Genomic DNA, 18,648 nt, shown 5'->3' with positions numbered 1-18,648 from the left:
CTCTGTCTCCTTGTTCCACAGGTGTGCGACTCTACCCGATAGTATGTCACACGCCCGTGAAACAAAAGGGAGATCAGGCGTGGCTCGTCTCTTTCATCAGCAGCGCCGTCGCCGCCGACAGCAGGCAGCCGGCCAGCAGATAGATCGCCACGCTGTGCCAGTCTCCGCCGGAGAAGGTGACCAGCGCGGCGGCAATAAACGGCGTAAATCCACCGCCGACCACGCTTGCCACCTGGTAGCCCACGCCCGCACCGCTGTAGCGATAGCTTGCGCCAAACAGCTCGGTAAACATCGGCTGCTGCACGCAGACCACCATATCGTGGGCGATGTTGGCGAGCATGATGGCGAAGAAGACGATCCAGAAGACCGACTGTGCTTCGAGCGCCATAAAGAACGGCCAGGCGCTGAGGGTGCCAATCAGCGCCCCGGTGATATAGACGCGACGGCGGCCAAACCGGTCAGCCAGCCAGGCGAAGCAGGGAATCGTCAGGCAGCTAATCCCGCCGACCAGCAGGCCAATATTCAGGAACAGCTCGCGCGGCAGACCGAGGTTCTGCGTCGAGTAGTTCAGGGCAAACGCGGTGACGATATACATCGTCAGCAGTTCACAGAGGCGCAGGGCGATAATTTTCAGAAAAGCGCCAGGATGCTGAACCAGCGCTTCCATTACCGGCAGCCGTTTTTTCGCAACCGGCTTTTCCCGCTGCTGCTGTTCGAATTCCGTGGACTCTTCCATCCCGTTGCGGATCCACAGCGCGGCGATGACCAGCACGATGCTAAAGATGAACGGAATGCGCCAGCCCCAGCTCAGGAACTGCTCGTCGGTGGTGAGCTGGCTGATTAACGATACCAGCCCTGTGGAGAGGAGAAGGCCCACGCCGTACCCCACCTGCACGCCGCTGCTGTAAAACGCTTTCCTGTTTTTCGGCGCGCTTTCAACAGATAACAGCGCCGCGCCGCCCCATTCACCGCCCACCGCGAAGCCCTGAATGGCGCGCAGAGTGACCAGCAGCACCGGCGCCCACCAGCCAATGGCGGAAAACGAAGGAAGAATGCCAATCAGCGCGGTGGCGATCCCCATCATCCAGACGGTGAGCATCAGCATGCGCTTGCGGCCGAGGCGGTCACCAAAGTGGCCGAAGATCACCCCGCCGAGCGGGCGAAACAGGAACCCGACGCCGAAGGTGGCAAAGGCGGCGAGGGTGCCCATCGCGGGGCTGACCTGTGGGAAGAATTCGCGGTTAAATACCAGCGCGGCGGTAATGCCATAAAGCAGAAAATCATACCAGTCGACGACGGCACCCGCGAAGCTGCCGAGGGCGGCGCGGCGGGCGCGATTGAGCGAAGGTGTCTCCTCGTTGGGACGATCGGAGATGAGGGTGGAGTCCATAGTTGTCCTGTCCGTACTGATTTTTAATTATTGGTATAAGAAAAGGTCACTCACTTTGCGTCCGTCATATAAACGGAACCTATGAGACTACCGCGACAGAACGCCTGAGAAAACGTTTTTATCTTTCCGGAAGGCGCTGAATAAATAAATTTCATCTGCACCTACAGCGATATAATTATGTCTGCCTGGCTCCGTTACCTGCTGAATGGTTTACAGTAATAGTGACCGCTGCGTGACTTAAGCTGAGGGAATCACGATGCAACGCACCTTTTCGGCACTCTTAATGGTTCTGTTTTTATTCGTCGCACCACTTCATGCTGAGCCCAGCGTCTACGGCGAACAGCGCATCAGCGGCTGGTGGAATGCGCTAACGGACGATGTTTCGCAAACCTGGACTCAGCCACAACGTTACGATCTGTACCTGCCGTTTCTGAGCTGGCATGCCCGCTTCATGTACGACAAAGAAAAAACCGACAATTACAATGAAATGCCGTGGGGCGGCGGACTAGGCGTTTCCCGCTATAACGAAGAGGGCAACTGGAGCGCGCTGTTTGCGATGATGTTCAAGGACTCGCACAACGAATGGCAGCCCGCGATGGGCTATGGCTGGGAGAAGGGCTGGTATCTGGATAATGCCAAAGATTTCCGGCTTGGACTCGGTGCCGCGGCGGGCATCACGGCGCGAGATGATTTTGCAAACTATGTCCCGCTACCGTTCATCTTCCCGCTGTTTTCGGCCGGGTATAAGCGCGTTACCGTCCAGTTCACCTATATTCCCGGGACGTATAACAACGGTAACGTGCTCTTTGCCTGGCTGCGCTTAGGCTTTTAAAGGGTGATCACCTTTTTTGCCACGGCGTTAGACAATACCAGCATGGAGAAGAGAACAGAGGTAATGAAAGTGAGCACAATCAGTGCCAGCTTCATACCGAGAGAGGTCACCGGTATCAGCGCCGTCAGCAGATGAAACACCGAGTAGTGCACAATGTACACGCCTGTCATCGTTTTGCTGATGGCGGCCAGAATGGACTCCTTAAATTCAGCGTTGCGGCGAAAGCGCACGCCGTTCGCCGCAATTACCAGCGCGATGATCAAAATGTAAATTTGAGAGCCGGTGAGAATAAAGGCGTTTCTGTCCGCCTTGAACAGCGCGAAGAAGAAGTGGCGCTCGTAAAACCAGGTGAAGAGATAGATAAAGGGGATGGCGACAATCGCCGCCCTGACCACATTTTTGCGGCTAATCCACTCGGCAATTTTCGGGTCGCAAAAGAGTTGCCCCGTCAGATAAAACAGCAGCCATGTCCACAGCCGATACTGCGGTGACAGAGAAAGGACGTGCGTTTCAGGATAAAGCGCCGATAGCAGATCGTATCCGTAGGAAAAGAGCAGCAGGGCAGCAATCGCGCCGCAGAACAGCGCTCTCCGCTGGCTAAGCCACTCAACTGCCGGGTGAAAGGTATAAATCACCATAAAGGCGAACACAAACCAGGGCTGAATCAGATACCCACGCTGATAAGGCTCCCACAGGTAGTAGATCGTTATCCAGAACAGAAAAACAATCACCAGGCTTTTAATTTTACTCAGCTGCCAGCGGGTGCCGTGCCGCGATTGTCCGTCGAGATAGCCCGACACCACAAAAAACAGCGGCGTGGCGATGGTCGAGATAAAGGTTAAAAACCCCAGGATCCAGTGATAGTCATAATCATAATGATCCCAGGTATTGTAGATGGTAAAGAAGGTCACCGCCGTCATGCAGCCCAGCGTCTTGATAATGTTCAGCCCTGTCGCATTCATTGTTGTTTGGCTTCGTCCTTACGATGGAAACACGCATAGATAACGGGGAGTACCAGCAGCGTCAGGATTGTAGCAAACCCCAGTCCAAACATAATCACAACGGCCATGCTCTGGAAGAAAACGTCCAGCAGCAGCGGAGCCAGGCCAAGTACGGTCGTAAACGCGGTGAGCAGGATAGGGCGCAGGCGCGAGGTGGCAGCATAAACGATCGCGCTGTGCTGATCCTTTTGCGTTTTCTGCTGTTCGATCTCTTCCACCAGCACGATGCCGTTGCGGATCAGCATGCCGCTCAGGCTCAGCAGACCTATCAGCGCCATAAAGCCAAAGGGAATACCGGTAATTAAAAATCCCGGCGTGACGCCAATCAGCGCCAGCGGTACGGTCAGCCAGATAGCGACGGCATTTTTTACCGAGCTGAACATCAGAACCGTAATCACAAACATCACCAGATACCCGAGAGGCAGCGTAGTGAATAGCCCTTGCTGCGCTTCGCTGGAGTTTTCCGCGTCGCCTCCCCACTCGATACTGTAGCCGTGCGGCAGGGGAAGGGCATCCACTTGCGGCTTCACGCGGGCGAGAATATCGCCGGAGGTTTGCTGGCTCAGCGGGTCCGGGTCCGTCTGAACCGTCAGTACCCGCGAGCGGTCGCGTCGAAGGATTAGCGGATCTTCCCACTCCAGCGAGAAGCGGCTGACGACGTTACTCAGCGGAATATACTGCTGCCGCGTCTGGCTCCACACCAGCACGTTGTTCAGATGACTGGCATCCAGCCTTTCGCTTTCCGGGGGCCTCACCACCACGGGAAGCAGGTCACTCCCTTCCCGATATAGCCCCGCGCGGCTGCCGGAGAAATTCATCTCCAGCGCGTTGTCGACGTCCTGTTTATCCACGCCAAGCTCGCGTCCCAGCGCGGCGACGTACTGCGGGCGGATCACTTTGCTGCGGTTCTGCCAGTCGTTCCGGACGCTGCCCGTGGCCGGGTCGCGCGCCAGAATATCGTCCACCTGGCTGGCAATCAGGCGCAGCCTGTCAGGATCCGGGCCTTTAATACGCACTTCAATGGCGCTGTCGCCGGAGGGGCCAAACATCACCCGTTTGGTGCTGGCGTTGACCTGCGGATAGTTTCGCGCGATGTACTCGTCCACGTGGCGCGTCAGGGCAGAGATGTTGCGCTGGTCGTCCATGCGCACCATGATCTGCGCATAGTTGCCGTACTGCCGCTGCCCGCTGTAGGTCAGAATAAACCGCATACTTCCCTGACCGATGGTTGAGACGGTGGTCTCCACGCCCGGCTGGCCATTGATCGTCTTTTCAATATCGCCGGTCATTTTCTCGGTCCATTTAATATCGGTACCGTAGGGTAACCAGAGGTCGACAAAGAAAATCGGCGTATTAGACGACGGGAAAAAATTTTGCCGCACGGCGCCGAAGCCCCAGACAGACGCTGCCAGCAGCGCAGCCATGACAATGAGCGTCGGTGCCTTATGGTGCAGCAGCGTGTTAAGCAGGCGCTGGTAGGCGCGGTAGAGTCGTTTATCGTAAGGATCTGACTCGTCGGTTTTATCGGGCGCGCTGTCGTTTTTAAACAACCACCACTTAATCAGCACCGGGGTGAGGGTGAGCGCCGAGAACCAGCTCAGCATCAGGGAAATCAGCAGCACCTGGAACAGGGATTTACAATATTCCCCTGTGGAATCCTGCGACAGCCCGATAGGGGCAAACGCCAGGATGGCAATCACCGTCGCCCCCAGCAGCGGCAGGGCGGAGCGGCGGATGATGTTGTTCACGGCGGTTAACAGCGGGGAGCCCTGCTGTCGGGCAATCAACACCCCTTCGACAATCACGATGGCGTTATCCACCAGCATGCTGAGGGCGATAATCAGCGCCCCGAGCGATATGCGCTGCAGCTCAATGCCCCACAGATACATAATCAGCAGCGTGCCCAGCACGTTAAGCGCGAGAGAAAACGCAATGATGATCCCGCTGCGTACGCCCATAAAGATCAGCAGCACGCCGATGACAATCGCCAGCGCCATCAGGAAGTTAATAATAAAACCGTTAACGGAATGGCCTACTTCGGCGGCCTGATCGTAAAACAGGTCTATCTGTATGCCCGCCGGTTTTTCCACCGACATCTGGTTTAACTTCGCCTCCAGCGCGTGGCCCACGTCGATAACGTTCACGCCGGGAATAAACGAGACGCCCATGGTGACGGCTTTTTTGCCGTTGGCATGGTAGATACTGGCCGGCGATTCGTTCAGCCCGCGCGACAGCGTGGCGATATCCCGCAGACGCGTCGCCGCCCCGGTGCCGGAAGGCGTGATGATGAGATCCGCCAGTTCATCAAGATTCTCGAACTCACCGGTCGGGTGCAGGCGAATGGATTCGGTGCCGGAGGTAATTTCTCCGGCACTGGAAACGACGTTAAGCCTGCTGAGCAAGGCGGAAAGCTGGTTCAGCGTAATGCCCCGCGCGGCCATTTTGGTCAGGGAGATATCGATGTTGACCTGTTGGCTAATGGCCCCGCCGATGGCGACCTTCGCGACGCCGGGGATCAGAATCAACTCCCGGCGCAGCTGCTCCGCATATCTCACCAGTTCAGGATTACTGAATTCATCTCCGGAAATGGCGAAGAAGAAGCCGAACACGTCGCCGAAATCGTCATTCACAAAGGGCGTGACGACGCCGGGCGGAAACTGACGCGAGGCATCGCCCACGCGGCGGCGCAGTTCATCCCAAATCTGCGGCAGCTCGTTCGAGTGATAGCGAGAAGCGATGTTAACGGTGATTTGCGACAGACCGTTTGAAGAGATAGAGCTCACGTTGTCCAGATAAGGCAACTGCTGAAGGGCATTCTCCAGCGGAAGCGTTACCTCCTCTTCCACCTGCTGAGCGGATGCGCCGGGGTAGTTGGTGACCACCACTGCGGTTTTGATGGTAAAGGCGGGATCTTCCAGCCTGCCGATATTCAACAAGGCGAAAATACCCCCGATGCCCAGGAGCAGGATCGTTAGCCAGACGCGAACAGGGTTATTAATAAATTGACGAGAGATATCCATTACAGTCCCCGTTCACGCGTCCAGATACGCACCGGCTGGTTAGCATGGAGCTCCCCAACGCCTGCGGCCACCACGCGCTCGCCCGCCTTAAGCCCGCTGGTAATCACCACGCCTTCGGTACTCACTTGCCCCACGCTGACCTTGCGGTCTTCAAGATGCAGCGTGTCGCCTTCGCCCGTTACGACCCAGACGTGCGGCTCATTGCGCGGGCTGTTGTCCGGGTTAAAGACTGCCTCAACCGGTACGACCAGCGCCTGAGCATCCGCGCCCGCCGGGAGGTTGCTTAAATTGATGGTCACCGTACCGCTTACGCCGCCGACGGCGGGAAAATCATCTGGCCGCGGCATGGTAAGTATCACCTGCCAGGTCAGGGTATTGCTGTCGCTGCTGCCCGAATGTTCTTTGTAGACGGCGGTAAATTCGCGATCCGGAATGGCGTTAATTCTCACCACGGGGCGATACTGCGCGTTGCGGATATCAAGGGTTTTGAACAGGTTCTCGGGAATACTAAACACCACGTCCAGCAGATCGGTCCGGGTTAGGGTCGCAATGGGCTGACCGGCAGACACCACCTGATGGTTTCGTACATGTACGCTGGCTGCCGTCCCGCTGAAGGGGGCGACGAGCGTCATCTGATTCAGTTCCTCTCTGGCAATCTGAAGCGCCGCATTCGCCGAATCGCGGTTTGCACGCTGCACATCCATTTCTGCTTTCGAAATCGCCTGGCGGCCCGCCAGCGTCTGGAAGCGATCGAATTGTCGCTGGGCCAGCGTCGCTGCCGTTTGTCTGTCGTTAACCCGCTGCTGGGCCTCACGGGCGTTTAATCTGGCAAGCTGTTGTCCCTGCTTGATGGCTGCGCCCTGGCGTATATCGAGCGCTTCAATTTGACCTGCACGCTTGAAGGAAAGGTCTGTGGCATCGCCCGATTCAATGCGGGCGGGAAAGACGCGCTGCTGGGCGTGTCCGGGGACAGCCACCTCCGCCACTTTTACCATTCGCGGCAGGGGGGAGGCTTGCTCCGGTTTCGGGTCGCACGCCGTGAGCGTTAATAAAACGAATGGTAGAAGAGAGAAGTAGCGGTTCAATGTATTCCCCTAATAAATAACTGTTTTATTTATTCCGTAGCAAGGGCAGGGGGTGACACTATTCGGCCAGAACAGTGACGACCATATAGGTAAATAAACCAATCGCCGTGCTGGCGATAATGGCGAGCGCAATGAACATACCCAGGCGGAGCAGGCTTAAACCATACATAAATTCCTCCATGAGCCGGAAGCGGTGGCTGACTATGAGCATAGTCGGCGAAAAGCGAAATGTTAAATAACCATTATCAGTGGGGGCGCGCTAAACCTGATATTCCTGTGCTACGTTTAATATCAATCATCTCTTTTTACCGTAGCTGGCATTAATGGCAACCTCCTGCATTTAATGCGTTTTTTAGCTTCACTCACTCTCGTGTTGGTTATAAAAAAGGATGCTCGATATGTATAAAAACATTCTCGTTCCGGTGGATGTCTACGAGACAAGCCTGGCGGATAAAGCGTTGCAGCATGCACAGTTTCTGGCACAAAGCGCATCGGGTGACGTTCATTTGCTTCACGTCATGCCCAAATTTTCAGCCGAACTGACGCGTGGGTTTATTTCAGATGCGCGTAAGATGGATGAATATATGATTAATAATGCGAAAGAAAAGCTGGCCGATCTGGTCAAAAAATTGAATCTGCCGGAAGAACGTGTTCATCTCCATGTTCGTAGCGGGAATGTTCGTGATGAGGTTATTAAGCTGGCGGACGAACTTGCTGCTGGCGCGATTATTGTCGGTTCTCGAAATCCAAATATTCAAACCCATTTGTTAGGGTCAGAGGCGGCAAGTATTGTGCGTTACGCCCACGTTCCTGTTTTCGTTATTCGTTAATTACATGAAAGCAAGGTGATTTCTGAATAGAACCTGAGGAAGGAACGATGAAAACAGGAAAACCTGAACGTCCGTACTATCAACAAACCGTTGACGAAACCTTGTCTAATATCCACTCCACCCCGGAAGGACTTAGCGGCACTGAGGCATCCGCCCGCCTTCAGCAGCATGGTGAGAATGCGTTACCGCAAAAAAAGGGCAAACCCGGCTGGCTGCGCTTCCTGGCGCATTTTAACGATGTATTGATTTACGTTCTGCTGGTGGCCGCGTTGCTTAAGCTCTTTATGGGGCACTGGGTAGACATGTTTGTCATCCTTGGGGTTGCCATCATCAACGCGCTGATTGGCCATATTCAGGAGAGCAATGCTGAAAAATCGTTGCAGAGTATTCGCAATATGCTCTCGAGCGAAGCCGTGGTGGTACGGCAGGGGAATCATGAAACGATCCCTACAACGGCGCTGGTGCCTGGCGATATCGTGGTGATCCGCGCCGGGGATCGTATCCCTGCGGACCTGCGAGTAATTGAAGCGCATAACCTGCGTGTGGAGGAGGCCATCCTGACCGGCGAATCCACCGTTGTTGAGAAAAACAGCGATGCGTTAAGCGGGGAACTGCCTTTAGGTGACCGGTATAATCTGCTCTACTCAGGTACCACCGTCAGCTCCGGCGGCGGTAAAGGCGTGGTGGTGGCAACCGGGGGCGAGACCGAGCTTGGCCACATCAATCAGATGATGTCCGACATTGAAAAGCACCGCACGCCGCTGATGGTGCAGATGGATAAGCTCGGGAAGACCATCTTCATCACTATCCTGGTGATGATGGTGGCACTGTTTGTCTTTAGCCTCCTGTTCCGGGATATGCCGGTTTCTGAACTGGTGCTGTCGCTTATCAGCCTCGCCGTTGCCGCCGTGCCGGAAGGCCTGCCGGCCATCATTTCCATCATCCTTTCGCTTGGCGTACAGGCCATGGCGCGTCGCAAGGCCATCATTCGCAAGCTGCCTACGGTGGAAACGCTGGGCGCAATGACGGTCATCTGCTCGGATAAAACCGGCACCCTGACGATGAATGAAATGACGGTCAAAGCGGTGATTACCGCTGACACGACCTATCGCGTGGAGGGCGACAGCTACGAACCGGTGGGGAATATTCACCCCATAGATGACCCGACGCCCGTCAGCGTGACGCAGGGTTCCCTGCTGGAACGCTACCTGCGCACCATTGACCTCTGCAATGACAGCCAGCTGATTAAAGACGAGCAGGGGCTGTGGAAAATCACCGGGGGACCAACCGAGGGCGCGCTGAAGGTGCTGGCAGCGAAAATTCCGCTCCCGCCGCTTGAGACGGAAATGCGCAGTAAAATCCCGTTTGATTCGCAGTATAAATACATGTCCACGCTGTACCGGCTGGGTGATGAAGAGGCGATTTTAATCACCGGCGCGCCGGACGTCCTGTTCCGCCTCTGCCAGTACCAGCAGACGAATGACGGACTGCAGCCGTTCGATCAGCCTTACTGGGAAGGTAAAATTGAAGAGTATGCCCGGGAAGGGTTGCGCATGGTGGCTGCGGCCTGGAAACCTGCCCGCGAGGGGCAACGCGAGCTGGATCATCCGGACCTGCATGATGGCGTGATCCTGCTGGGTATTGCAGGGATGATGGACCCGCCGCGTCCGGAGGCCATTACCGCCATTGCCGACTGTCTGCAGGCCGGGATCCGCGTGAAAATGATCACCGGCGACCACCCGCAAACGGCAATGAGCATTGGGCAAATGTTGGGGATTGGTAACGCCGCAAGCGCGATTACAGGACGTGAGCTGGAGGCGATGGACGATCGTCAGCTGAGCGACGCCGCGCAGCAGTACGATATTTTCGCCCGAACCAGCCCGGAGGATAAATTCCGCCTGGTGCAGGCCCTGCAAAGTAAACAGGAAGTCGTGGGCATGACCGGGGATGGCGTAAATGATGCCCCAGCGCTCAAGCGGGCGGATGTGGGTATCGCCATGGGGATTAAGGGGACGGAAGTCACCAAGGAAGCCGCCGACATGGTGTTAACGGATGACAACTTTGCCACCATTGCCCGTGCGGTGCACGAGGGGCGTCGGGTTTACGATAACCTGAAAAAGACCATTCTGTTCGTTATCCCCAGCAACATCGCGCAGGCTCTGCTGATCATCATCGCGCTGCTGGCGGGGAATCTGATCCCCCTGACGCCGGTCCTGATCCTGTGGATGAACATGGCGACGTCGGCAACGCTGTCGTTTGGCCTGGCGTTTGAAGCGGGTGAGAAGGACATCATGAACCGGCCACCGCGCAAGGCGAATCTCCACGTGATGGACGGCTATGCCATCTGGCGCGTGGTGTTTGTCGGTCTGATGATTGCCATCAGCGCCTTCGTGCTCGAAGCCTGGCTACAGCCGCGCGGCTACTCGGCGGAATTTATCCGCACCGTGCTGCTGCAAACCCTGGTCACTGCGCAATGGTTCTACATGCTCAACTGCCGCGTTAATGACGGCTTCTCGCTGAGCAAAGGCCTGCTGGCGAATAAAGGGATTTGGATCGTGAGCGGCGTACTGCTGGCGCTACAGCTTCTTATCATATACGCACCCTTCATGCAGATGCTGTTTGGCACCGAAGCGCTGCCGTTCCGCTACTGGGTCATCACCTTCCTGATTGGTTTTGTGATGTTCCTTATTGTCGAGGCGGAGAAAGTGCTGACGCGCCGGTGGCGCAAAACCTAGGCGTGATAGCGTAAACTGAGAAAGCCTGAGCCCAGGCTTTCTCTTTTCCGCCGCATGCGGTTGATGGTTGCGCCGCTACCGTTATCTTATCGACAGAAAACGTTCGTTTACTAATGTGCAACAGACCGTTTAGTTTATTATTGTTCTCATTGTGAAGCGCTTCCGATAAATTCGTATTACCCCAATTCCTGGTTTATACGAATATGAATAAAAAGCTATCTATGCCCCTGGTGGTATTAATTGCATGCCTGTCCGTGGGCGGATTAATATCTACCGATATCTTTTTGCCTGCACTGAGCGAAATGCAATTATTTTATAAGGTCACGGAGGCGCAAATACAGGATGCTATCGCCCTGTTTTTATTTGGCGTTGCGTTTTCACAGCTGGTGTACGGGCCGTTAAGCGACAGCCTGGGGAGAAAGAAAACGCTTATTGCGGGGCTGTTAATCTGGTTGGTTTCGACGGTAGGTGTTATTTACTCTACTCATATTAATGAGCTGCTTATTTTACGCTTATTACAGGGCATCGGCTCCTGCGCTGGTATCACCGTCAGCCGGGCGATTATTAATGACATGCTGGATAAGAAGTCTTCGGCTCAGCTTTATCTTGTCATATTTCCCTTTGTGGGTATGTCGCCGGCCATTGCACCCATGATCGGCGGCGTGTTAACCCAACACTTCGGCTGGAAATCCTGTTTTATCTTTTTGACCTTGTTTATCGTCATGACGCTGGGACTGTGCCTCACCGCACTGCGCGAAACCTTACCGCCTGAGAAAAGGCAAAAGCTGAGCGCGGTGGCGGCCATGGTCAATACGCTTGTGGTGTTAAGAAACCGGCAGTTTTTGTTTTATGCCGCGATTCCCTGTTTTGCTTATGCAGCCTATTTTTCCTATATCGTAGAGTCCCCCTTTTTGCTGGGCAAACTCGGGCTTTCGCCGCTTTATATCGGTTACACCTATATTCTGCTATCCGTAAGCTACGTGGCGGGGAATCTGATCGCTAAGAAGAGATCTCGTCAGGCGGGTATTGAAGAGACCATTCGCCTTGGGTATCGCATATTTGTCCTCGGCGGCATTATTTTTGCACTTCAGATGTACTTAAGCCCTGTGCCTTTGTTTACCAGCATTCTCTCCATCGGCATTCTGACCTTTGGCAATGGATTTTTGCTGCCGTTGGGCACGGCGTCTGCCATCGCGGCGCACCCGAAGGCGTCGGGTACCGCTTCGGGTGTAATGGGAGCCTTACAGCTCGGAAGCGCAGCGCTCGCAACCTTCCTGATTGGCAAACTTTCAGCCCATGCTCCCGTCATGACCGCGCTGATTATTGCCTGCGTCTGCGTTGTTGGTTTCCTTGTATATGTTTTTGGTCAATATGGGTTTATGGAATTTGTCTCCAGTAAAGAGAGTAATATCAATGATTAATAATATAGATGTCACATTAAGGGATGGCGGGTATCAAAACAATTTCAGCTTTCCCGTAGACTACGCCATTAAGCATGTGCGCGCACTGGTGGGCAGTGGCGTTGAATGGATTGAAATAGGTTACCGAAACGGTTCATTTAAACCCATCGCGGATATTGGTTTAACCGGAATGTCGCCTGATAATTATATTCAGGCAATTCATGATGCCGTGCCCGAAGCGAAATTAGTTGTCATTGCCCACCCCCATAATATTACCCGGCAGGATATTATTCGCCTGCGGGAATGTGGCGTTGCGCTGCTTCGGCTCTGTATTAAAACCGACAATCCCCAACCCGCGCTGGAACTGTGTGAGGTGGCGAAAGAAAATGGCCTGCGCGTGAGCATGAACTTTACGCGCGCCAGCCAAATTAACGCGAAGACGCTTGTTGACGTGGCAGTGCAGTGTGAGAACGCCGGGGCCGATATTATTTGCATTGCGGATTCTAACGGCAGCCTGCGGCCTGAACAGACCGCCCGCCTGGTTAATCTGCTTAAATGCGCAACGCCGCTTGAGGTGGGATTCCATGCCCACGATAACCTGGGGCTGGCAATGGCAAACTCCATTGAAGCCGTAAAGGCCGGCGCGACCTTTATTGATAGCTCCCTGACCGGCATGGGAAAAGGGGCGGGAAATCTGGCGATGGAAATCTGGCTGTCGCTGTGTAATTTCAACGAAGGCAAAGAACGTTATCACACGGAGTGGATATTTAATCAGGTGCATCAGCTGGTTTCGAAGGAATTTTACAACGCCTCTTACCGCAGCGTAGTGGATATGATCCTTGGGGTGAAAAATCTCAGCGTGGAGAACCGGAAAATGGTTGAAGAGTCATTGACGACCGAGAGTCAGCGTGTCTTCAGCGCTATTGAAAACGTGATCACAGGGACCGCAGCATGAAGTTACAGGATGCGGTGATACTGGCACCGGTCATGCCTGCCTGGGACGGCGGGGCATTTTGCGCTCCGCTGGTTACCTTGCTCGAAGAAAAAGGTTTTTCCGTCACCATCGTCGATACGTTGAGCCTGATTACGCACGACGATCCGCAGAGCGCGATTGACGCGCTTTGCCAGAAGCTAAATGCCCATGTCAAACGTCCCTGGCTGCTGGTGGGGTTTGCGATGGCGGGCACGCTGGTGCAGTTGCTGGCACACCGTTTGCGCGGCGTAGCGGGCGTCATGAGCGTGAGCGCCCCCGGTTTTGCCGACGAGAAATTAACGCATCGGCTGGTGCGTCTCATCGCACTGCTTGAAAAAGGTGAACTCGGTTCGGCCATGGATATTCTGCATCACTACGTCCTGCCCGAAGGTCAGCCTGCGCCGCAGGAAAAATTTTCCCTGCCAGATGCAGAGAAAATGGCGGCGATTAAGCGCATGCTCACCGGCTTCTCACTGCTGTTAAAGATGGATGCCCGCGCAGATATTGCCGCCTATGACGGTAACTATCTTGCGATTGTGGGTGAAAAATCCCAGCTGGCCTCATGGGAAAACCAGACCCACAGCCCCCGAACCCAGCACTATTACAAACGTATTCCCGGCGCGGGGATGCGTCCGTGGAATGACAATCCCGCTGCGGTGAATGCGCTGCTCAACGAATGGATCGATACCTTATGAAAAAAAATGTTCTGGTTTTGCCGGGAGACGGTATTGGTCAGGAGGTTTGCGACGCTGCGCTGCCCGTTATCGGTGCGCTGGATCTCCCCATCAACCTGACCTTTGGTGAAATAGGCTGGTCCTGCTGGGAACGCGAGGGCAATCCTGTGCCGGCACGTACCTGGGAACAGATTGCTGAGGCGGACGCGGTGCTGCTGGGCGCCATCACCAGCAAGGGGAAAGTGCAGGCTCAGCAAGCGCTGCCCGTCGCGCTCCAGCAGAAAGGCATTGAGTATGTTTCACCGGTGATTCAGCTCCGTCAGCGTCTTGGGCTCTATGCCAACATCCGCCCGGTGAAATACGTGACGGGAGATCGCCGTCCTTTCCGCTGCTGTGTGATTCGGGAAAATACTGAGGGGCTGTACGCCGGTATGGATTTTAAGGGTGTCGGTGAGAACGTGGCCAGCTGGCTTAAACACCCGAATCTCGAAAAATATGGCCCGAAAGAGGCGGCATGGTCAGTGCGTCTGCAAACGCGCTACGGCCTGGAGCGCCTGTTTCAGACGGCCTTTGACTATGCCCGCCAACACCGCTTTTCACGTGTCACGTTTGCCGATAAACCCAACGTCATGCGCGAAAGCGGTCATTTTGCGGCAACAATCTTTCAGGAAGTGGCCGCGCGCTTCCCTGACATTCGGGCAGATATTCACAACGTGGATGCGATTGCCCTCTGGCTGGTGCGTAAGCCTCACGAGTTTGGCGTGATTGTCGCGGAAAATATGTTTGGCGATATCTTGTCGGATCTGGCCGCCGGCGTGATGGGCGGGCTTGGCCTGGCGCCCAGCGCCAACATTGGCAGCGAAGTGGCCTATTTTGAACCGGTACACGGCAGCGCGCCGGGGATGGCGGGGCAGGGAAAAGCCAATCCGTGTGCGATGTTCTACACAATTGCGCTAATGCTGGCGTACCTCGGCTTTGAGGCGCAGGCGGAAAAACTGCAGCAGGCTGTCGATCGTGTTGTTCGTGAGGGGAAGGTGGCGACCTACGATTTAGGCGGCCCGGCGACAACGGAGGAGATGGCAAAGGCGATAATCGACGCCCTGGTTCAGCCAGCCATCGCTAAAACGGCCAGCGTGATTGCGATTGGTGATGAGCTCCTGTCCGGGCAATGCCTTAACACGAACCAGCAGGCTATCAGTCAATGCCTTGAAGAGGCGCACTACCGTGTCAAATTTCAGGCGACCTGCGCAGACAACATCCCGCAGATAAGCTCGGTAGTAACAGGGCGTATCGGGCAGGACGATCTCATTGTGGTGTGCGGCGGCCTTGGCCCAACCTCTGACGATAAAACCCGCGAGGCCATTGCTCAGGTTCTGAGCAAGCCGCTTGTGCACGACGAAGAGACGTGGAAAACCATTGAGAGTCGTCTCGTGACGTTCGGGGTGAAAAACGATCCTTCAAACCGTCTTCAGGCGCGTTTCCCCGAGGGCGCTTCCATTCTGGATAACGCTTGCGGCACCGCTCCAGGTTTCAGCGCATGCGTGGCGGGCAGCCAACTGGTGGTTCTGCCCGGGCCGCCTTCCCAGGCGCTGCCGATGCTGGAAGAGGCATTAGCAAATAACAAAGATACCGGGCCTGAAAGGCAGAAGCACTGCTGGACCCTGATCGGGATCAGCGAGAGCGAGGTCGGTTCTATCGTCAATGCGCTGGCCACCTCCACCGACTGGGACAGTCATTTTTTATGGAAAAGCCCTTACGTCATTGTGCAGATCGAAACCCCTGCACACCGGCCTTTACCGCTTCCGGTGAGGCAAAGTCTGGACAGCGCGCTGCGTCCCTATCTGGTGAGCAAACGTAATAAAACGGCGGGCGAAATACTGCGGGATGCGTGCAGTATCCGCTGGCATACGCCAGATGCAGCGCTCTCAGCGTATTTGCCTGCCGGGGGCCTGCCTCGCCAGGGAGAGCCGACGGTGCAGATGGATGTAACGGTCAGCCCGTCGTTCTCGGAGCTTCTGAACAGCGACGCACGGCTGGGGAAAATGACCCTGTCGGTTCGTCATCAAGATGGTCAGGCGCATCAGATAACGTTTCCAGTGAACAGAACACTGCTCGCGCAAACCCTGCCGGAATATGCCGCCTGGTGCGCCTTAAAAACCCTGACAACACAGCATGGATAATTCGACAATGACGATTCAATCAACGCTTCAGTCGCGCCTGCTGGCGCTGGACACGGCGGCCGTTTCGGACGCGCTGGACAGTTTATACATTGCGGGAGGCCTTGCGGGCATTAAGCTGCAGGCCGGGGGCAGTAAGCTGGCGGGACCTGCCTGGACCGTAAAATATGAAGCCTGCGTGGCGGAGAAAAATCATTTTATGAATGCCGGGAACTATATCGATCGGGTTCCGGCTGGCGCGGTCATCGTTGTGGACAATGGCGGCCGTACGGACTGCACCAGTTGGGGCAATATTCTGACCACCAAAGCCGTGCTTAAAGGCATCGCCGGGTCCGTCATCTACGGCTCAGCCAGGGACATTGCAGACATTCGTCAGATGAATTACCCGCTGTTCGCCAGCAATATCTATATGGTTTCCGGCAAGAACCGTGCGCGGGTCACTGCGGTGCAGTGTGCGCTGCAGATTGAAGGGGTAACGGTCTGCCCTGGCGACTGGATTTTCGGCGATGAGAACGGCGTTCTGGCGATCCCCGCTGAGCAGCTGGAGGAGGTGATCCGTCGGGCAGAAAACGTAGAAAAAACGGAGCGTGAAATCATCAACGCTGTTCGTGAAGGCACCTCGCTCGACGTAGCCCGACAAACGCTTGGCTACCATGTGCCCTGGGAAGCAAAAGCATGACGCGGCCGTTTTTTGACTACTGGGCGTCCCGTTTGCGCTTTCTGGACGTGCACTATCACGCGCGCCCGGACAGCTACCAGCGGCGTTACTCCGCCATGGAGGCCGGAGAACGCTACGCGCAGTATCAGGGGGGCGTGGTGCTTAAGAACCATCTGGGAAGCGTCAGCGCGCTGGCATCGGCAATGCAGGAGCAAGGTCTGCCCGTCTTTGGCTCGGTCGTGCTGAATGCCGCCGCCGGGGGGATAAACCTTAACGTCGTCCGCCAGGCGCTGAGCCAGTATCAGTTTGAGGGTGCGCCCAGGCTGCTGGTGCACTTGCCGACCGTGGTTCCAACGACGCATAAAAGCGGGTTATCCCGAACGTTCAGCAACGAGTACGCCCGGCATTTCGCCGGGCAGCCGCTCTCGATTGCTGATGAGGCGGGTGAACTGCGTTCAGGCGTAAAAACGCTCATTCACTTTGCCCGGCACCATGACATTGTGATCTCCTCAGGACATGCGACGAAAGACCAAACGCTGCGTCTGATTGAGGCCGTTGAGCGAGTGGGCGGCTGCAGGCTGATGCTGAACCAGCCGGCGAATCCGATGACGGGATTTACCGCCCGGGAACTGCGCGCGCTCGGCGAACATGAGTGGCTCTTTGTGGAGCAGTGCGCCCTGACGGTCTATTTAGGCTATCAGCCCCTCGACGATCTCTGTGAGGTGCTGACGGGAGTGCATAACCTGGTTTACAGCTCGGATCTGGGCCAGCCGGGCCAGCCCGACATCGGCGAGTGGCTGGAGGACAGCCACCGCTGGTTCAGAGAGGCCGGACTGGATGCGGCGCGCATTGAGGAGATCGCGCTGCTGAACCCGCTCAGGATGCTGGCGCCGGGGCCGTTGCCAGGTTAAGCGTGCGGAGGAAATCAATGAATGCCTGTTCCTTGGGGGAGGGGTGAGGATTGATATGCACCACATACAGGGGAAGAGGGGCAGGCATAAACGCGTCAAGGGCGGTGATGATTTCTCCTGATTCCATTCCCGCTCTCACGGTGAATTCCGGCAGGTAACAGATCCCTAACCCGTGATGCACCATATTGCACAGGTCGAGGCTGTTACTCACTCTGGAGACGTAATGAGGGCGGATTTCAACCAGCTCATCGTCAATCACAAACTTCCAGCTGCGGCGGTGGTTATCAAAATGCAGGAGACAGGTATGCTGGCGCAGATCGTCAGGATGCTGGGGAATGCCGTGCTGCTGCGCGTAGGAGCGTGAAAGACAGGTGTATTTTCGCCAGTAGCCAATCAGCGTGTAATAAAGGTTGCTGTCGGGCAGTGGGCCACACTGCAGCGCCAGATCGAAGCCGTGGCTGAAAAGCTCCATACAGTGATTGCCGGTCACGATATCCAGCTTCAGATTGGGATAGCGTTCCAGGAAGGCGCCAAGGTGCGGAATAACGTGCTGATTGCTGATGGAATGGGGGATACCCACTTTGAGATTTCCGCCGATTTCGTTACTGAGGCTTTTGACATCCCTGAGGCAGGATTCATATTCATCAATAATGAGCAGGCAGCGCTGGTAAAATTGCTCACCGGCCGTCGTCAGAGAAATGCGACGTGAATTGCGTTTAATCAGCTGCGCATTCACCTCGCTTTCCAGCTTTTCAATTCTGCGGCTGATCATGGCCGGGGAGAGTTTCATGGCCATCGCGGCGGCGCGGAACCCCTGACACTCTACGACCATTCTGAAGGCTTTCATATTTTCCAGCATTGTGTCCTCCTGACCCGGTCTGGTATCGCTATTCTCGCATTATTTCATCAGTATGTTGTGCTGGTTTTTCTCGCAAAGCGTTATCGCCACGTGACTATTCTGA

Annotated in this window: 14 protein-coding genes; 9 read left to right on the top strand and 5 right to left on the bottom strand. The window is 55.6% G+C overall.

Annotated features, from left to right (window positions below; all coding sequences use genetic code 11):
• Positions 1 to 73 precede the first annotated feature (73 nt).
• A complete protein-coding gene (gene shiA, locus ACR42C_RS14630) occupies positions 74 to 1,390 on the bottom strand; it encodes a shikimate transporter (protein WP_320720794.1) in 1,317 nt (438 codons plus the stop codon).
• A gap of 256 nt (positions 1,391 to 1,646) precedes the next feature.
• Here shiA and pagP point away from each other — a divergent pair, with 256 nt between their 5' ends.
• Positions 1,647 to 2,222, top strand: coding sequence for a lipid IV(A) palmitoyltransferase PagP (gene pagP, locus ACR42C_RS14625; protein WP_479984262.1), 576 nt, complete (start codon positions 1,647 to 1,649; stop codon positions 2,220 to 2,222).
• Here the strand turns inward: pagP and ACR42C_RS14620 are convergent.
• From ACR42C_RS14620 to ACR42C_RS14610, 3 genes are read right to left on the bottom strand one after another with little or no spacing between them, the layout of a single operon-like run.
• Entirely contained in the window at positions 2,219 to 3,184 is a 966-nt protein-coding gene (locus ACR42C_RS14620) for an acyltransferase (RefSeq protein ID WP_116338881.1), read from the bottom strand. The genes pagP and ACR42C_RS14620 overlap by 4 nt on opposite strands.
• Entirely contained in the window at positions 3,181 to 6,243 is a 3,063-nt protein-coding gene (locus ACR42C_RS14615) for an efflux RND transporter permease subunit (protein WP_479984261.1), read from the bottom strand. Before ACR42C_RS14615 ends, ACR42C_RS14620 begins: the two co-directional genes overlap by 4 nt.
• Entirely contained in the window at positions 6,243 to 7,328 is a 1,086-nt protein-coding gene (locus tag ACR42C_RS14610; protein WP_316379443.1) for an efflux RND transporter periplasmic adaptor subunit, read from the bottom strand. Before ACR42C_RS14610 ends, ACR42C_RS14615 begins: the two co-directional genes overlap by 1 nt.
• A 398-nt stretch (positions 7,329 to 7,726) precedes the next feature.
• Between ACR42C_RS14610 and ACR42C_RS14605 the strand changes: the two genes are divergently transcribed.
• The 8 genes from ACR42C_RS14605 to ACR42C_RS14570 all read left to right on the top strand — a co-directional run bounded on the left by ACR42C_RS14605 (position 7,727) and on the right by ACR42C_RS14570 (position 17,686).
• Entirely contained in the window at positions 7,727 to 8,158 is a 432-nt protein-coding gene (locus ACR42C_RS14605; RefSeq protein ID WP_116338886.1) for a universal stress protein, read from the top strand.
• 47 nt (positions 8,159 to 8,205) lie between these two features.
• Positions 8,206 to 10,893 (top strand): cation-transporting P-type ATPase, encoded by a 2,688-nt coding sequence (locus ACR42C_RS14600; protein WP_320720797.1) that lies wholly within the window; start codon positions 8,206 to 8,208, stop codon positions 10,891 to 10,893.
• 203 nt (positions 10,894 to 11,096) lie between these two features.
• Positions 11,097 to 12,314, top strand: coding sequence for a multidrug effflux MFS transporter (locus tag ACR42C_RS14595; RefSeq protein WP_163329808.1), 1,218 nt, complete (start codon positions 11,097 to 11,099; stop codon positions 12,312 to 12,314).
• The gene (locus tag ACR42C_RS14590) at positions 12,250 to 13,248 is read left to right on the top strand and encodes a beta/alpha barrel domain-containing protein (protein WP_240326270.1); all 999 of its coding nucleotides are present in this window, start codon (positions 12,250 to 12,252) and stop codon (positions 13,246 to 13,248) included. Before ACR42C_RS14595 ends, ACR42C_RS14590 begins: the two co-directional genes overlap by 65 nt.
• Positions 13,245 to 13,961 (top strand): alpha/beta hydrolase, encoded by a 717-nt coding sequence (locus tag ACR42C_RS14585; RefSeq protein ID WP_320720798.1) that lies wholly within the window; start codon positions 13,245 to 13,247, stop codon positions 13,959 to 13,961. The genes ACR42C_RS14590 and ACR42C_RS14585 overlap by 4 nt, the downstream gene beginning before the upstream one ends.
• Positions 13,958 to 16,120 carry an isocitrate/isopropylmalate family dehydrogenase gene (locus ACR42C_RS14580; protein ID WP_479984260.1) on the top strand — a complete coding sequence of 721 codons (2,163 nt, stop codon included), beginning with the start codon at positions 13,958 to 13,960 and terminating at the stop codon, positions 16,118 to 16,120. The genes ACR42C_RS14585 and ACR42C_RS14580 overlap by 4 nt, the downstream gene beginning before the upstream one ends.
• Positions 16,121 to 16,127: 7 nt before the next feature.
• On the top strand, positions 16,128 to 16,796 hold the full coding sequence (locus ACR42C_RS14575; RefSeq protein WP_479984259.1) for an RraA family protein: 669 nt from the start codon (positions 16,128 to 16,130) through the stop codon (positions 16,794 to 16,796).
• Positions 16,793 to 17,686: a DUF6282 family protein gene (locus ACR42C_RS14570; RefSeq protein WP_479984258.1), complete on the top strand. Its 894-nt coding sequence runs from the start codon at positions 16,793 to 16,795 to the stop codon at positions 17,684 to 17,686. Before ACR42C_RS14575 ends, ACR42C_RS14570 begins: the two co-directional genes overlap by 4 nt.
• On the opposite strand, the gene ACR42C_RS14565 is transcribed toward ACR42C_RS14570, so the two are convergent.
• Positions 17,652 to 18,545: a LysR family transcriptional regulator gene (locus tag ACR42C_RS14565; RefSeq protein ID WP_316379447.1), complete on the bottom strand. Its 894-nt coding sequence runs from the start codon at positions 18,543 to 18,545 to the stop codon at positions 17,652 to 17,654. The genes ACR42C_RS14570 and ACR42C_RS14565 overlap by 35 nt on opposite strands.
• Positions 18,546 to 18,648 lie beyond the last annotated feature (103 nt).

This window comes from Enterobacter sp. MG-EB028 (genome assembly GCF_056673305.1).
Note: the sequence above shows the minus strand (reverse complement) of the source record. Positions and strands in the feature narration are given on the sequence as shown.

Coding starts and splice junctions, on each gene's coding strand:
- shiA (WP_320720794.1), bottom strand. CDS start 1,390: ATGGACTCCACCCTCATCTCCGATCGTCCCAACGAGGAGACACCTTCG.
- pagP (WP_479984262.1), top strand. CDS start 1,647: ATGCAACGCACCTTTTCGGCACTCTTAATGGTTCTGTTTTTATTCGTC.
- ACR42C_RS14620 (WP_116338881.1), bottom strand. CDS start 3,184: ATGAATGCGACAGGGCTGAACATTATCAAGACGCTGGGCTGCATGACG.
- ACR42C_RS14615 (WP_479984261.1), bottom strand. CDS start 6,243: ATGGATATCTCTCGTCAATTTATTAATAACCCTGTTCGCGTCTGGCTA.
- ACR42C_RS14605 (WP_116338886.1), top strand. CDS start 7,727: ATGTATAAAAACATTCTCGTTCCGGTGGATGTCTACGAGACAAGCCTG.
- ACR42C_RS14600 (WP_320720797.1), top strand. CDS start 8,206: ATGAAAACAGGAAAACCTGAACGTCCGTACTATCAACAAACCGTTGAC.
- ACR42C_RS14595 (WP_163329808.1), top strand. CDS start 11,097: ATGAATAAAAAGCTATCTATGCCCCTGGTGGTATTAATTGCATGCCTG.
- ACR42C_RS14590 (WP_240326270.1), top strand. CDS start 12,250: ATGTTTTTGGTCAATATGGGTTTATGGAATTTGTCTCCAGTAAAGAGA.
- ACR42C_RS14585 (WP_320720798.1), top strand. CDS start 13,245: ATGAAGTTACAGGATGCGGTGATACTGGCACCGGTCATGCCTGCCTGG.
- ACR42C_RS14580 (WP_479984260.1), top strand. CDS start 13,958: ATGAAAAAAAATGTTCTGGTTTTGCCGGGAGACGGTATTGGTCAGGAG.
- ACR42C_RS14575 (WP_479984259.1), top strand. CDS start 16,128: ATGACGATTCAATCAACGCTTCAGTCGCGCCTGCTGGCGCTGGACACG.
- ACR42C_RS14570 (WP_479984258.1), top strand. CDS start 16,793: ATGACGCGGCCGTTTTTTGACTACTGGGCGTCCCGTTTGCGCTTTCTG.
- ACR42C_RS14565 (WP_316379447.1), bottom strand. CDS start 18,545: ATGCTGGAAAATATGAAAGCCTTCAGAATGGTCGTAGAGTGTCAGGGG.